General features: G+C 75.0%; 16 protein-coding genes, 4 tRNA genes and 1 riboswitch. Of the genes, 13 read left to right on the top strand and 7 right to left on the bottom strand.

Annotation, left to right across the window (positions count from 1 at the left end):
• Position 1: 1 nt before the first annotated feature.
• A complete protein-coding gene (locus FLM69_RS01540; RefSeq protein ID WP_020624761.1) occupies positions 2 to 460 on the bottom strand; it encodes a SufE family protein in 459 nt (152 codons plus the stop codon).
• A gap of 36 nt (positions 461 to 496) precedes the next feature.
• Complete coding sequence (locus tag FLM69_RS01535; RefSeq protein WP_141842775.1) at positions 497 to 1,390, bottom strand: sulfurtransferase; 894 nt, start codon at positions 1,388 to 1,390, stop codon at positions 497 to 499.
• A gap of 222 nt (positions 1,391 to 1,612) precedes the next feature.
• Here FLM69_RS01535 and zapE point away from each other — a divergent pair, with 222 nt between their 5' ends.
• Positions 1,613 to 2,668, top strand: a complete 1,056-nt coding sequence (gene zapE / locus FLM69_RS01530) for a cell division protein ZapE (protein WP_095695666.1) — start codon at positions 1,613 to 1,615, stop codon at positions 2,666 to 2,668.
• A 146-nt stretch (positions 2,669 to 2,814) separates the two neighbouring features.
• Here the strand turns inward: zapE and FLM69_RS01525 are convergent.
• From FLM69_RS01525 to FLM69_RS01510, 4 genes are all read right to left on the bottom strand, one after another.
• Positions 2,815 to 2,888: transfer RNA gene (locus tag FLM69_RS01525), tRNA-Gly, on the bottom strand.
• Between the two features lie 28 nt (positions 2,889 to 2,916).
• Positions 2,917 to 2,988, bottom strand: a tRNA-Val gene (locus tag FLM69_RS01520).
• 58 nt (positions 2,989 to 3,046) lie between these two features.
• Positions 3,047 to 3,117, bottom strand: a tRNA-Cys gene (locus FLM69_RS01515).
• Positions 3,118 to 3,135: 18 nt separating this feature from the next.
• A tRNA-Gly gene (locus tag FLM69_RS01510) sits at positions 3,136 to 3,209 on the bottom strand.
• A gap of 158 nt (positions 3,210 to 3,367) precedes the next feature.
• Between FLM69_RS01510 and FLM69_RS01505 the strand changes: the two genes are divergently transcribed.
• The 12 genes from FLM69_RS01505 to FLM69_RS01450 all read left to right on the top strand — a co-directional run bounded on the left by FLM69_RS01505 (position 3,368) and on the right by FLM69_RS01450 (position 13,794).
• Positions 3,368 to 4,357 (top strand): cytochrome, encoded by a 990-nt coding sequence (locus FLM69_RS01505; protein WP_141842774.1) that lies wholly within the window; start codon positions 3,368 to 3,370, stop codon positions 4,355 to 4,357.
• On the top strand, positions 4,354 to 4,938 hold the full coding sequence (gene def / locus FLM69_RS01500; protein WP_141842773.1) for a peptide deformylase: 585 nt from the start codon (positions 4,354 to 4,356) through the stop codon (positions 4,936 to 4,938). Before FLM69_RS01505 ends, def begins: the two co-directional genes overlap by 4 nt.
• Positions 4,939 to 4,952: 14 nt before the next feature.
• Positions 4,953 to 6,035: a methionyl-tRNA formyltransferase gene (locus tag FLM69_RS01495; RefSeq protein WP_255502648.1), complete on the top strand. Its 1,083-nt coding sequence runs from the start codon at positions 4,953 to 4,955 to the stop codon at positions 6,033 to 6,035.
• Positions 6,032 to 7,663 carry an RsmB/NOP family class I SAM-dependent RNA methyltransferase gene (locus tag FLM69_RS01490; protein ID WP_141842771.1) on the top strand — a complete coding sequence of 544 codons (1,632 nt, stop codon included), beginning with the start codon at positions 6,032 to 6,034 and terminating at the stop codon, positions 7,661 to 7,663. The genes FLM69_RS01495 and FLM69_RS01490 overlap by 4 nt, the downstream gene beginning before the upstream one ends.
• A gap of 16 nt (positions 7,664 to 7,679) precedes the next feature.
• Positions 7,680 to 8,351: a ribulose-phosphate 3-epimerase gene (gene rpe, locus FLM69_RS01485; protein ID WP_141842770.1), complete on the top strand. Its 672-nt coding sequence runs from the start codon at positions 7,680 to 7,682 to the stop codon at positions 8,349 to 8,351.
• A 104-nt stretch (positions 8,352 to 8,455) separates the two neighbouring features.
• Positions 8,456 to 8,600: riboswitch (FMN riboswitch) on the top strand.
• An 82-nt stretch (positions 8,601 to 8,682) separates the two neighbouring features.
• Entirely contained in the window at positions 8,683 to 9,387 is a 705-nt protein-coding gene (gene pnuC / locus FLM69_RS01480) for a nicotinamide riboside transporter PnuC (protein WP_095695671.1), read from the top strand.
• Positions 9,384 to 10,517 (top strand): bifunctional diaminohydroxyphosphoribosylaminopyrimidine deaminase/5-amino-6-(5-phosphoribosylamino)uracil reductase RibD, encoded by a 1,134-nt coding sequence (gene ribD, locus FLM69_RS01475; protein ID WP_141842769.1) that lies wholly within the window; start codon positions 9,384 to 9,386, stop codon positions 10,515 to 10,517. Before pnuC ends, ribD begins: the two co-directional genes overlap by 4 nt.
• A complete protein-coding gene (locus tag FLM69_RS01470) occupies positions 10,518 to 11,174 on the top strand; it encodes a riboflavin synthase (RefSeq protein WP_010078770.1) in 657 nt (218 codons plus the stop codon).
• Entirely contained in the window at positions 11,171 to 12,484 is a 1,314-nt protein-coding gene (ribB, locus tag FLM69_RS01465) for a 3,4-dihydroxy-2-butanone-4-phosphate synthase (RefSeq protein ID WP_141842768.1), read from the top strand. The genes FLM69_RS01470 and ribB overlap by 4 nt, the downstream gene beginning before the upstream one ends.
• Positions 12,481 to 12,963, top strand: a complete 483-nt coding sequence (gene ribH / locus FLM69_RS01460) for a 6,7-dimethyl-8-ribityllumazine synthase (RefSeq protein ID WP_036383758.1) — start codon at positions 12,481 to 12,483, stop codon at positions 12,961 to 12,963. Before ribB ends, ribH begins: the two co-directional genes overlap by 4 nt.
• Positions 12,964 to 13,381: 418 nt before the next feature.
• Positions 13,382 to 13,513 (top strand): hypothetical protein, encoded by a 132-nt coding sequence (locus tag FLM69_RS11475; protein WP_255502645.1) that lies wholly within the window; start codon positions 13,382 to 13,384, stop codon positions 13,511 to 13,513.
• Complete coding sequence (locus FLM69_RS01450) at positions 13,510 to 13,794, top strand: hypothetical protein (RefSeq protein WP_080696003.1); 285 nt, start codon at positions 13,510 to 13,512, stop codon at positions 13,792 to 13,794. The genes FLM69_RS11475 and FLM69_RS01450 overlap by 4 nt, the downstream gene beginning before the upstream one ends.
• Here the strand turns inward: FLM69_RS01450 and FLM69_RS01445 are convergent.
• Positions 13,780 to 14,015 (bottom strand): transposase (locus FLM69_RS01445; protein ID WP_141842767.1); only part of this gene is annotated, 236 nt, incomplete at its 5' end. The two genes, FLM69_RS01450 and FLM69_RS01445, sit on opposite strands and share 15 nt — an antisense overlap.

Here is a 14,015-nt window from a genome sequence, read left to right as displayed (position 1 = left end):
CTCAGGCGATCCCGGCCTGCTCGCGCACGTTGCGCTTGATGCGGCCGAGCATGGCGGACATGCCGCGCAGGCGCAGGGGGGTGAGGGCCTTGGCCAGGCCGAGGCGGGTGGGGATGTCTTCGGGCACGTCCACGACCTCGAGGGCGCTCAGCCCGTCCAGGCCCTGGGTGAGCACGGAGGCGAAGCCGCGCGTGGTGGGCGCCTCCGGGGGAGCGGTGATGAAGAGGCGGACCGGGGCCTGCGGGCCGGGCTCACCCTCGAGTTCGACGGCCAGGAACAGCGGGGTCTGACACTCCACGACCTGCTCCATCTCGGCCTCGTGGCCGTCGTAGCGCTCCGGCAGCGCCGGCAGCTCGTCCGAGAACTCCAGCAGCAGCTCGAGCTTCTCGGGATCGGGCACCCCGGCGAAGTCGTCGATGATCTCGGCCAGGGCGGCGGGCACGGCGTGGTTCTCGGTCATGGTGTCCCAGTCTAGTGATCCACGCCGTGCCGGGGCTCAGCGCGCGGGGGCCTCGCCCGGCTCTTCGCCGACGGCGATCGGCAGGCGCACGGCGTTGCCCCACTCGGTCCAGGAGCCGTCGTAGTTGCGGACGTCCTCGTGGCCGAGCAGGTACTTGAGCACGAACCAGGTGTGGGAGGAGCGCTCGCCGATGCGGCAGTAGGCGATCACGTCGTCACCCTCCCGCAGCCCGGCGTCGGTGCGGTAGACCTGCTCCAGCTCGGCGCGGGACTTGAAGGTGCCGTCCTCGTTGGCCGCGGACGCCCACGGCACGGACGCCGCCGTGGGGATGTGGCCGCCGCGCAGGGTGCCCTCCTGCGGGTAGCCGGCCATGTGCGTGGTCTCGCCCGTGTACTCGGGACGGGAGCGGACGTCGATCAGCGGGGTGGTCCCGATGGCCTGCAGGACGTCCTCGCGGGCGGCGCGATCGGTGTGGTCGTCGCGCTCGATCACCGGGTACTCCGCGCGGGCCACGGTCGGGACCTCGCGGGTGGTCTCGCGTCCCTCCGCGATCCACTTGTCACGGCCGCCGTCCATCAGGCGCAGGTCCTCATGGCCGTAGAGGGTGAACACCCACAGCGCGTAGGCGGCCCACCAGTTGGACTTGTCGCCGTAGAACACCACGGTGGTGTCCCGGGAGATCCCCTTGGAGGCGGCGACCTCGGCGAAGGCCTCGGGGCCGACGAAGTCGCGGCTGACGGGATCGTTGAGCTCGGTGTGCCAGTCGACGCGCTGGGCGCCGGGGATGTGGCCGGTGGAGTAGAGGAGTGCGTCCTCGTTGGACTCGAGGACCACGACGTCCTCGTCGTCGACATGGTCGGCGACCCACTGCGTGGACACCAGCTTCTCGGGGTGGGCGTACTCGGAGAACTTCGCGGCGGTATCGGTCATGGCACTGCCTTCCTTCGCGTCGGGCGGGCCCGCACGGGCCCGGGGCGGGCGGCACGACGACGGCGGGTTCCGTGTCCGTGCCCTGCGCGACAGATTACGGCACATCGGTGTCACCTAAGAGGGTAGGGGCGCCTCAGTCCAGGACACGCGAGGTCACATGGGTCGGGTGCGCGGCCCGATAGCATGGCCCGGAATCCCCGTCGTCGACCCTGGGAGTGTCCCGTGGCTCAGATCGTCCACCTCGCCGACCGTTCGCCGCAGGTCACCCCGGACCAGCTGCTGGCCGGCTTCCACCCCTCGTACCGCTTCGGCACGGTGTCCTTCGACACCTACATCCCGGACCCCGCGCACCCCTCGCAGGCACAGGCCGTGGAGCGGCTGCGCCGGTTCGCGGCAGACCTCGGCCGGGGCGGCTCGGGCGGCGGGTTCCTCGGCGGCCTGTTCGGCGGGAAGAAGCGGGCGGCGGGGCCGGCCGGCATCTACCTCGACGGCGGCTTCGGCGTCGGCAAGACCCACCTGCTGGCCTCGACGTGGCACGCGGCCCCCGGGCCCAAGGCGTTCGGCACGTTCGTGGAGTACACCAACCTCGTGGGCGCCCTGTCCTTCCGCAAGGCGGTGGACGAGCTCAAGGAGTACACCCTCGTGTGCATCGACGAGTTCGAGCTCGACGACCCGGGGGACACCGTGCTGATGTCCCGGCTCATGCGCGAGCTGGCCGACGCCGGCGTGCGCCTGGTGGCGACCTCCAACACCCTGCCGGGCTCGCTCGGCGAGGGGCGCTTCGCGGCGCAGGACTTCAAGCGCGAGATCCAGGTCCTGGCCGACCAGTTCGAGGTCATCCGCGTGGACGGCGAGGACTACCGCCACCGCGGCCTCTCCGCCGCCCCGTCGCCGCTGGACGACGCCGCCGTCGAGGCCACCGCCCGGGAGAACTTCCCCGACGCGGGCGTGCTCGCCGTGGACGACTTCGCGGACCTCACCGCGATGCTCTCCCGCGTGCATCCCTCCCGCTACCGCGAGCTCGTCAAGGACGTGGACGTGCTCGCCCTCCACGACGTGCACACCATCACGGAGCAGGCCACGGCCCTGCGCTTCGTGGTGTTCGCGGACCGCCTGTACGACAAGGACGTGCCCGTCCTCGCCTCCGGCGTGCCCTTCGACGCCCTGTTCACGCAGGAGATGATGCACGGCGGGTACATGAAGAAGTACTTCCGCACGGTCTCCCGTATGACGGCGCTCGTGCGCGAGGGCCAGACGGGCGTCGCCGAGCACAAGTGAGCCGGCCTGGTCGCCACCCGGGGCCGGGCGGGACGTAACGTGACGTCCTGCCCGGCCCCTCGTCGCCGAGGCGGGCCTCGCCCGGGCGGATGCGGGCCGCCGGACACGACGAAGGCCCCTCCCGAGGGGAGGGGCCTTCAGATCGGAGCGGATGACGAGATTCGAACTCGCGACCTCCACCTTGGCAAGGTGGCGCTCTAGCCAACTGAGCTACATCCGCCTGAGTCGATCCTCACGGATCGTCTCCGTGCGCGATACTGGGTTCGAACCAGTGACCTCTTCCGTGTCAGGGAAGCGCGCTACCGCTGCGCCAATCGCGCTCGTCCAACTCCGAGGAGGTGGTGAACATGCCGCCACTCCCGGTCGGAGAAGCCTGCGAGGTCGGGACGGGATTCGAACCCGCGTATACGGCTTTGCAGGCCGCTGCCTCGCCTCTCGGCCACCCGACCAGGGGTGAAGGTTGAGCGAGCGGATGACGAGATTCGAACTCGCGACCTCCACCTTGGCAAGGTGGCGCTCTAGCCAACTGAGCTACATCCGCGTGTCGGTGCCGCCGGGATCCGCTCCTCCGAGCCGCTCACCTGCGTTTTCCAACGAGAAAGAACTCTAGGCCATCTGAGCCCGGATGCAAAATCGGCGTCTGCTGGCGTGTCGGGCCACCCCGTCGGGGGTCCGCGGACCCTGCCAGAATGGCTGACCATGACCCAGCCACGCCTCGCGCATCAGACCCCCCACGGACGCATGTACGCGCGCTCCCTCTCGGGCCTGCCCGAGGTCCCGTCCATCACCACCGTGATCGGCATGGAGAAGACGGACCTGGACGGCTGGGTCGGGTGGATGGCGGCCCAGTCCGTAACCCAGGATCCGCGCCTGGCGGAATCCGTGGGCTCCGCGGCGCGCCTGAAGCAGGTGGCCCGGCAGTCCGCCGACGCCGCCGCTCGCTACCGGGACGCCGCGGCCGAGCGCGGGGACCGCGTGCACGACTACGCCGAGCAGGTCGCCCAGCGCGCCCTCGGCCGCCCCCACACCATGGCGGAGGCCCGGGCCCGGCTGATCGAGCACGGCGAGGGCGCCTACGCGGACCGCTTCGACGAGTGGTGGGACCTCTACGACGTCCGGCCGATCGCGGCCGAGATCACCGTCTGGAACCACACGGTGGGCTACGCGGGCACGCTGGACCTCGTCGCCCGGATCGGCGGCCGGCTGTGCCTGATCGACTACAAGACGAAGGGCACGGGGCGGGACGGACGGGTCAAGGCGCTCGACCCCAAGGTGGTCATGCAGCTGACCGCCGGCCTGAAGGCGGAGGAGTCCCTCGTGGACCCCGAGGCCGGCACCTGGGAGGAGTGGCGGCACGGTCAGGCCGAGATGCTGCTCGGCGTCGCCCTGGGGGAGACCGAGGTCGCCGTGCACCAGGCCAACCCGGGCGTGCTGCCCCGCCACTGGCACAAGTTCTGGGCCCTGCGCCAGGTCTGGAAGCACGCGCAGGCCGTGGACGACGCCGGCCCCGCGCTCCGCGTCATCGGCCCGCCTCCGCCGTCGGCCCCGGCGTCGGCGGCCACCGGCCTGCAGGCCGTGCGCGCCGCGGCCTTCGGCGGCGGCTCCCACGCCGCCCCGGACGTGGTGCCCGACGGGTCGTCGTCGCGCCCGGCGTCCGCCGCCGAGGGCGGCGATAGGGTGACGGCGTGACCGTCCTGCCCGTCCGCACCGTCCCCGACCCCGTCCTGCGCACCGCCGCGTCGCCCGTGCCTGCGGGGGCGGACGTGCGTGCCCTCGTGGCGGACATGATCGAGACGATGCACGCCGTCGGGGGTGTGGGCCTGGCCGCGCCCCAGGTGGGCGTGGGCCTGCGCGTCTTCGTGTTCGACGTCGCCGGCGTCGCCGGGCATGTGGTCAATCCCGTGCTCGAGACCGCCGGGCAGGCGCTGCGGGAGCCGGGCGAGGGGTGTCTGTCCGTGCCGGGGCTGCGCTACCACCCGGCGCGCGCCGCCGAAGCCGTCGTCCGCGGCACCGACGTCGACGGGAACCCGGTGGAGCATCGGGGGACCGGCCTGCTCGCCCGCTGTCTCCAGCACGAGACCGACCACCTCGACGGGATCCTCTACGTCGACCGCCTCGACGGCGAGGAACGCCGTGAGGCCCGCCGCCGCATGCGCGCCGGCGAGGTGGACCGCGCCGCTCGCCGCATCGGGGCCGAGCGCGCGGCCGCCGTCAGCTCGGTCTTCGGCGCCCCCGCCGCCCCCGCCGCCGGAACAGGAGCCGCCCGATGACCGCCCCGACGCCCCTGCGCGTGCTCTACGCCGGCACGCCCGAGACCGCCGTGCCCGTGCTGCGCGCCCTGCTCGACTCGCCCCACGAGGTCGTCGGCGTGCTCACCCGGCCGGACGCCCCGGTCGGGCGCCGGCGGGTGCTGACCCCGTCGCCGGTCGCGGTCGTGGCCGAGGAGGCCGGCCTGCCCGTGCTCAAGGCCGACCGACTCCGCGGACCCGAGGGTGCCGATGCCCTCCAGGCGATCCGCGCGCTCGAGGCAGACGTGGCCGCCGTCGTCGCCTACGGGGCGCTCGTGCCCGCCGAGGCCCTGCAGATCCCGCGCCACGGCTGGCTCAACCTGCACTTCTCCGCGCTGCCGGCCTACCGCGGCGCCGCCCCCGTTCAGCGCGCCGTGATGGCCGGGGAGACCGAGATCGCCGCCGACGTGTTCCAGCTCGAAGAGGGCCTGGACACCGGGCCCGTCTTCGCCCGGCTCACCCGCCCCGTCACGTCCGACGAGACCGCCGGGGCCGTGCTCACCGACCTCGCCGAGCGCGGCGGCCCGCTCGTGATCGACGTGCTCGACCGCCTGGCGGCCGGCACCGCGACGGCCACGCCCCAGCGCGGCGAACCCACCCACGCGCCGAAGCTCACGGCCGCAGACGGCCTGGTGGACCCCGCCCGCCCGGCGGCCGAGGTGGCCGCCCGGATCAACGGCGTCACCCCCGAGCCCGGCGCCTGGGGCTGGCTGACCGCGGACGACGGCGCCGCCCCGGCCCGCTTCAAGATCGACGGCGTCGCCCCGGTCCGCCCCGGCGACGACGGCTGGCCCACCGCCCTCGACGCCGCGGTTCCCGGACAGATCCTGGTGGCCGCGAAGGCCGCCTGGCTGCGCACCACCGACGGGGCCGTCCGGCTCTCCCGCGTCCAGCCGGCGGGCAGGAAGCTGATGCCGGCCGCCGACTGGGCGCGCGGCGCCGCCCCCGGGGCCGCGCTGCTGGCCGGGGAGGCGCTCGCCCACCACGAAGACCAGGCCCGCCAGGAGGCCGCCGCCCGGGCGGCGGCACGCCAGGCCGCGCGGAACGCCACGGCACAGGACGAGGAGGCACGCGCATGAGCCGCGAAGGACAGCCAGGACAGGGCCGGGGCGAGCGAGGGGCCCGCGGGGAACGCGGCCGCGCACCCCGGCCGGACGCCCAGGACCGCCGCGACGCGCAGGGGCGCACCCGCAACCGGGGTCGCTCCGGCGCCGGACGGAAGTACTCGGCGCAGGCGCCGTCACAGCGCTCCCGCACCGCCGACCCGGCGCGCCGCGTCGCGTTCGGGGTGGTCCGCTCCGTCCATGCCGAGGACGCGTACGCGAACCTGGTCCTCCCGGCGCGCATCCGCCAGGCCCGCCTCGACCGGCGCGACGCCGGCTTCGCCACCGAACTCGCCTACGGCACCCTGCGTGGGCTCGGCCTGTACGACGCGATCCTGACCCGCTGCGTGGACCGCCCGCTCGAGAAGATCGACCCACCCGTGCTCGACGCCCTGCGGCTCGGCGCCCACCAGCTGCTGGGCATGCGCGTGCCCGCCCACGCCGCCCTCGACGCCACCGTCTCCCTCGTGCGCGCCGAGATCGGGGCCGGCGCCTCCGGGTTCGTGAACGCGGTGCTGCGTCGGGTCGCCGAACGCCCCCTCGAGGAGTGGCTGGCCGACGTCGCCCCCGCCGACGGCGGCGACGCCGCCCTGGCCGTCCGCGCCTCGCACCCGGTGTGGATCGTCCGCGCGCTGCGCCAGGCCCTGGCCGCCCACCGCGGCACCCGCCACACCGCCGACCGCGACGCCGAGCTGGCCGCCCTGCTCGAGGCGGACAACGCCCCGCCCGTGGTCAACCTCGTCGCCCTGCCCGTGGCCGGTGGGGCCGAGGCGCTCGCCGCGGCCCTGGACGACGGCGCCGAACCCGGGCCGCTGGCCCCGGACTCCGCCCTGCACTCCGGCGGCGACGCCGGCCGTCTGCCCGGGGTGCGCGAGGGCGTGCTCCGCGTCCAGGACGCCGGCTCCCAGCTCACCGCCCGTGCCCTGGCCCAGGCACCCGTCCCCGCGGCCGAGGGGCGGGCCGAGCGCTGGCTCGACCTGTGCGCCGGCCCTGGCGGCAAGGCGGCCCTGCTGGCCGCCCTCGCCGCCGAGCGGGGGGCGACGCTCGTGGCCAACGAGGTCGCCCCGCACCGCGCCGACCTCGTCCGGCAGGCACTCGCCGCCGTGCCCGCCGACGCCTGGACCGTCCGGACCGGGGACGGTCGCACGATCGCCGACGCCCCCGAGGCGGCCCCGGCGTTCGACCGCGTCCTCGTGGACGCCCCCTGCACCGGCCTCGGTGCGCTGCGCCGCCGACCCGAGTCGCGCTGGCGCCGCACCCCGGCCGACCTCGCCGAGCTCACCGGCCTGCAGGCCGACCTGCTCGACGCGGCGGTCGCCGTCCTCGCCCCCGGCGGCGTGCTCGCCTATGTCACCTGCTCCCCGCACGTCGCGGAGACCGTCGTCCAGGTCCAGGACCTCGTGCGCCGCCACCCCGAGCTGGAGCTGCTCGACGCCCGCACTGCCCTCGACACCGTCGCGCTCGACGACCTGCGCCTGGACGAGGCCGAACCCGCCGGCGCGCCGGAGCCAGCCGATGTGGTCGCCCGAACGGCCCAGCTCTGGCCGCACCGGCACGGCACCGACGCCATGTTCCTGGCCCTGCTGCGCGCCCCCGGCGCCTGACCGAGAGGACCCGACCATGACCGCCCGCGCCCCGCGCCTGCACCCCTCGATCCTGTCCGCGGACTTCGCCCGCCTCGCCGACGAGCTGGCCCGCATCCCCAGCGCGGACGCGGTGCACGTGGACGTCATGGACAACCACTTCGTCCCGAACCTCACCCTCGGCCTGCCCGTGGTCGAGGCGATCCGACGCGCCACGGACCTGCCGCTGGACCTCCACCTGATGATCGAGGACGCCGACCGCTGGGCGCCCGGCTACGCGGAGGCGGGGGCCGAGTCCGTCACCTTCCACGCCGAGGCCTCGGCCGCGCCCGTCCGACTGGCCCGCGAGCTGCGCGCGGCCGGAGCGAAGGCCGGCATGGCGCTGCGGCCGGCGACCGCGGTCGAGCCCTACCTGGACATGCTCCCGGAGCTGGACATGCTCCTGCTGATGACCGTGGAGCCCGGCTTCGGGGGGCAGGCGTTCCTCGACGTCGTGCTGCCGAAAATCCGCCGGGCCCGCCGCGCCCTCGACGGCGGGCCCGCCCCGCTGGCCCTCCAGGTTGACGGCGGCGTGAACCGCGAGACCATCGAACGCGCGGCCGAGGCCGGGGCCGACGTGTTCGTGGCCGGCTCCGCGGTGTTCGGCGCCGAGGACCCCGACGCCGCGCTCGCCGGCCTGCGCACCGCCGCCGCCCGCGCCTGCCACTGAGCCCGGCGACGCCGTCGCCCGCCCGCCGCGCCGGACGTCGCCCGGCGTCGTCCGGCGACGTCCGGCATGCGCGGCCGGCCGGGCGTGCGATACTGCTGGACAGCAACGTGCTCCGAGATGCGGTGGAAGTCCGCACCGGCGGTGACAGCCCGCTAACCGCGCGGCCCGTCCTCATCCGAGGCGGTGCCGAGCGGCCTGACCGGTGGAATTCCGGTGCCGACCGTACAGTCGGGATGGGAGAGGCACGCGGCGGAGCCGTTCCGCGCCCTGCGCGGGAGGGCTGCGGAGCGCACCCCTCGGAGTCCCGATCCGAGGAGGTGGCGTCACGGTCATGGACTGGCTGGTGGACGCGTTCAACTGGACCATCCCGGTCGCCGGCGGCGGCCTGCTCATGCGCGAGGTGCTGGGCAACGTCTTCGGCCTCGCCTCCGCCCTGGGCGGCATGGCGCGCAGGGTCTGGGCCTGGCCCGTGGGCATCCTCGGCAACCTCATCCTGCTGACGGTCTTCCTCGCCTCCCTGTTCACGGGGGCCGATCACGCCACCCTGCTCGGTCAGGCCGGCCGACAGGTCATGTTCATCGCCGTCTCCGTCTACGGCTGGGTGCGCTGGCGTCAGGCCCGTCGGGGCCACGCCGAGGACGCTCCCGCCATCACCCCGGAGTGGGCCGGCTGGCGCGGGCGCGTGTTCCTCGTGACGGCCATGGCGGTCGGCACCGTCGCCCTCACCCCCGTGTTCCGCGCGCTGGGTTCGTGGGAGCCGGTGTGGGCGGACGCCTGGACGTTCGTGGGATCGCTGCTGGCGACCTACGGCATGGCGCGCGGCTGGGTGGAGTTCTGGCTGATCTGGGTGGCCGTGGACGTCGTCGGCGTGCCCCTGCTGTGGAGCACCGGCTACTACGCCTCGGCCGTCATGTACGCCTTCTACGGCGCCTTCACCCTGATCGGCTTCTTCGTGTGGCTGCGCGCCACAGACCGGGACAAGCCCGCCGTGGAGACGCTGCTGCCGGACGGCCCCGAGGGGGACGTCGCCCGATGAACGCCGCCGAGACCCCGTCCGCCGACCCCATGGACCTCGCCGTCGGCGCCGCGCTGCGCGGCGTGCGCGGCGCCAACCCCCTCGTCGGGGCCGTCCTGACCGACGCGGCCGGCCGCATCCTGGCCGTCGGGCACCACCGCGGACGGGGGACCGCCCACGCCGAGGTCGACGCCCTGACCCGCTGGCGGGCCGCCCGCGCCGCGGATCCGGCCCTGGCTGCCCTCGACCACGCCGGCCTGACGCTGCACGTCACCCTCGAGCCCTGTGACCACACCGGCAGCACCGGCCCCTGCTCGCAGGCCGTCCTGGACGCGGGGATCGGCGCACTGCGCTACGCCGTCGCGGACCCCACCGGTCACGACGGCGGCGGCGCGGCCCGCCTCGCCGCGCACGGGGTGCACGTCACCGGCCCCACCGGCGAGGCGGCCGCCCTCACGCTCACCGCCCGCTGGCGCGAGGTCCGCGACGCAGGCCGTCCGTGGGTGACCGGGCACCTCGCTCAGTCCCTCGACGGCCACGCCGCGGCCGCCGACGGCACGAGCCAGTGGATCACCGGCCCGGACTCCCGCGTCCACGCCCACGAGGTGCGCTCCCGCGTCGACGCCATCGTCGTCGGCACGGGGACCGTCCTGGCCGACGACCCCCGCCTCACCGCCCGTGACGCCGTCGGCGCCGAACTCGCGCACCAGCCCGTGCCCGTCGTCCAGGGTCACCGGCCCGTGCCCGACGGCGCCGCCCTGCGCACCCACCCGGTGGTGCTGGAGGTCCTCGACCACGACCCGCACGCCGTCCTGGCCGCGCTCGCGGCCCACCCCGGGCCCTGGCCCCACGGCCGCCGTGCCGAGCACGTGCTCATCGAGGGCGGGCCCCGCGTGCTCGGCGCGTGGCTGCGCGCCGGCCTCGTGGACGAGCTCATGGTCTACACCGCGCCCCTGCTGCTCGGCCCGGGCCGCGCCGCCGTCGCCGGCCTGGACGTCGCCACGCTGTCCGAGGGACTGCGCTGGCACCCCGACCCCGCGGAGGGCGGCCCCGTCCGTGCCCTCGGCGTCGACGTCTGGACCCACCTGAGCCCGGTGCCGGCCCCGCGCCTGCCCACCGCCCCCGCCCCGACCCGTTTCCAGGAGGACTGAGTGTTCACCGGCATCGTCACCCATCTCGGCACCGTCGTCGCCCTCGAGCACGACGCGGCCGCCGACACCGCCCTGCTGACCCTCGACGCCGGCGGCGCCCTCGACGGGCTGCCCGCCGGCGGCTCGCTCGCCGTCGACGGCGTGTGCCTCACGGCCCTCGACGAGCCCACGGAGCGCCCCGGCGTGTTCCGTGCCGACCTCATGGGCCAGACGCTGCGCATGACCAGCCTCGGCGACCGCGCCCCGGGGGACCGGGTCAACCTCGAGCGCTGCCTGCGCCCCACCGACCACCTGGACGGGCACGTGGTCCAGGGCCACGTGGACGGGACCGGCGAGGTCCTCGCGGTCACCCCGCACGGGGCCTGGACCACTCTGCGCATCGGCCTGCCCGCCCGCCTGGCCCGCTACGTCCCCGCGCAGGGGGCCATCGCCCTGCAGGGCGTCTCCCTCACCGTCACCGCCGTCTCCGACCCGGGCGCGGCCGCGCACTGGTTCGAGGTCGGCATCATCCCGGCCACGCTCGAGGCCACCACCCTGGGCGCCCTGCGGCCGGGCGACCGCGTCAACCTCGAGACCGACGTGCTCGCCCGGTACGCCGAGCGTCTCGCGCTCATCCCGTCCGCCCCCGCCGCACCCACCGAGGAGGCCCGCCCGTGAGCGAGCACATCCGTCTGGACCCCGTCCCCGCGGCGATCGCCGCGATCGCCGCCGGCCGGCCCGTCGTCGTCGTGGACGACGCCGACCGCGAGAACGAGGGCGACCTGATCTACGCGGCCGCCCTGGCCACCGACGAGGTCACCGCCTTCACCGTCCGCCACACCTCGGGCGTCATCTGCGCGCCCCTGCCGGCCGGCCTGGCCGACCGCCTGGCCCTGCCGCCCATGACCACCGTCAACGAGGACCCCAAGGGCACCGCCTACACCGTGAGCGTGGACGCCGCCGCCGGCGTCACCACCGGCATCTCCGCCGCCGACCGCACCCGCACCCTCCGCGTGCTCGCCGACCCCGGTGCCGCCCCCGGTGACCTGACCCGGCCCGGTCACGTGTTCCCTCTGCGCGCCGTCCCCGGCGGCGTCCGGGCCCGCCGCGGCCACACCGAGGCCGGCGTCGAGCTGTGCCGCCTGGCCGGCGTCGCGCCCGTGGCCGCCATCGCCGAGCTCGTCCACGACGACGGCACCATGATGCGCCTGCCCGCCCTGCGGGAGTTCTCCGACGAGCACGGCCTCGTGCTGATCTCCATCGAGGACCTCGTGGCCCACCTGGAGGAGACGACGCCGACCCTGACCGCCGTCCCCGCCGAGGCCACCCTGCCGACCCGGCACGGCCTGTTCCGCGTGAGCGTGCACGTGGACGCCGAGACCGGGGCTGAGCACCTGCTGCTCGTGGCGGGGGAGACCGACCCGGAGCGGCCCCTCACCGTCCGCGTGCACTCGGAGTGCCTCACCGGCGACGTGCTCGGCTCCCTGCGCTGCGAATGCGGCCCCCAGCTCGAGGACGCCCTGGCCCGCGCGGCGGCCGAGGGCGGCGCCGTCCTCTACCTCCGGGGCCACGAAGGACGCGGCATCGGCCTGGCCAACAAGATCCGCGCCTACCGGCTCCAGGAGGAGGGGATGGACACCGTCGAGGCCAACCTCGCCCTCGGTCTGCCCGCCGAGGCGCGCGACTGGGCCGGGGCCGCCGCCGTCCTCACGGCCGCCGGCCATCGGCGCGTCCGCCTCGTCACCAACAACCCCGCGAAGGTCGCGGGGCTGCGGGCGGCCGGCATCGACGTCGTCGAGCGTGTCCCGGCCCCCACGCCCGTCACCGAGCACAACGTCGTCTACCTGCGCACCAAGCGGGACCGCATGGCCCACGCCCTGGCGGACCGCGTGCTCGAACCGCCGACGGCCACCGGCGGCCCCGCCACGCCGGCCGATGACCCGACCACCGACCCGACCCACCCCACCCACCAGGAGGACACCCCATGAGCGGCGCCGGAGCCCCGACCTTCACCCCCGACCCCGCCGCTGCGAGCGGCCTGAACGTGGCGATCGTCGCCGCCCAGTGGCACACGGAGATCATGGACGGGCTGATCGCCGGGGCGCAGGCCGCCGCGGCCGACCTGGGCCTGGAGCCCGTGCTCGTGCGCGTGCCCGGCACCGTCGAGCTCACCGTCGCTGCGGCGCGGCTGGCGGAGCGCTTCGACGTCGTCGTGGTCCTCGGCGTCGTGGTGCGCGGGGACACCCCGCACTTCGACTACGTGTGCCAGTCCGTGACCCAGGGCGTGACGGAGGTCTCGGTGCGCACCGGCGTTCCCGTGGGCTTCGGCGTGCTCACCGTGGACACCGACCAGCAGGCCCGCGACCGGGCGGGCCTGCCCGGATCCCGAGAGGACAAGGGACGCGAGGCCCTCGAGGCGGCCGTCCTCACCGAGCTCGCGCTGCGCTCGGTCACGCCACGGGACTGAGGGTGGCCGGGCGGGGCTGCCTGCTGGGTCGGCTGCTCTCGACGTGGACCCTGTCCCCGGGGCCGGTGGGGTGATCGCAGGCCGGTCAACCGGGCCCGTCCGGAACGCCGGCAGCCCCGCGCCGTCATGGATGGGGTCGGCCGGAGGGCGCGGGGACCCGACGATAGAGGCGGAGACGAGAAGCCCCCGCCCTTCGTCTCGCTCGCGGCATCCACAGCTCGTCGTCCACTGCCCCGACCGTCAGGGCGGGCCGTTGACCCCCAACGCGTTCACCGCCGCAGACGGGTGATCTATGCGGCCCGCCCCGCCTCGGACGACTGCGTCGGGGTGCACGGAGCCTGCCGCAGCGTGGCCGCGTTCAAACAGTCCATGGCCCTGCTGGGAGCTGCGCGAGACCGGGCTGCTGCTCACCCCCCTGGTGCCGGCCCGCTCCATCGTCCCCGGTGCACGTCTGGCCTGCGACTGGCTGGGCCACTATGAGATGCGCGAACCCGTCGCCTCCGCCTACGCCGACCTGGCCGGCCTCATCTTCGAAAGGATCACCGCATGAACGAGAAGCAGCTTGAGCCCGACCTGAGTCTGCGAGCACAGCGACGCAAGCCCACCCCGGCCCCCCAGACCCCGGCTCCCGGAGCGGTGATCCCCGCAGAACCGGCAACGACCTCGGACCCGGCCGGTGGGTATGCGCCCCTGGCGCGGCGTGGGGCGCCGACCGTGGCCCTGAACGTGCGAGTGCCCGAAGCGATCCGCGACGCGGTGCGTCGAGAGGCCGCCACGAACCCGGCAACGCCCAGCCAGGCCGCGGTCATCGAAGCCCTAGGGCATGTCTGACAATCGTTTGGACCACGCGAGCACAGCATTCAACACCACGGCGGCCCGGTAGACGATCGCGTACTTGTCATACCGGGTCGCCAGGCCCCGCCACTGCTTCAGGTGCGCGTACTGGCGCTCGATCACGTTCCGGCCCTTGTAAGCCTGCGAGTCCAGGCCCACGGGACGGCCACCGGCCGAGCCGCGGCGCCTGCGGTGGCCCTGCTGATCCGCCGGCTCGG

This window comes from Micrococcus sp. R8502A1 (genome assembly GCF_006704135.1).
Lineage (GTDB): Bacteria > Actinomycetota > Actinomycetes > Actinomycetales > Micrococcaceae > Micrococcus > Micrococcus luteus.
This window is presented reverse-complemented; position numbering and strand designations above follow the sequence as displayed.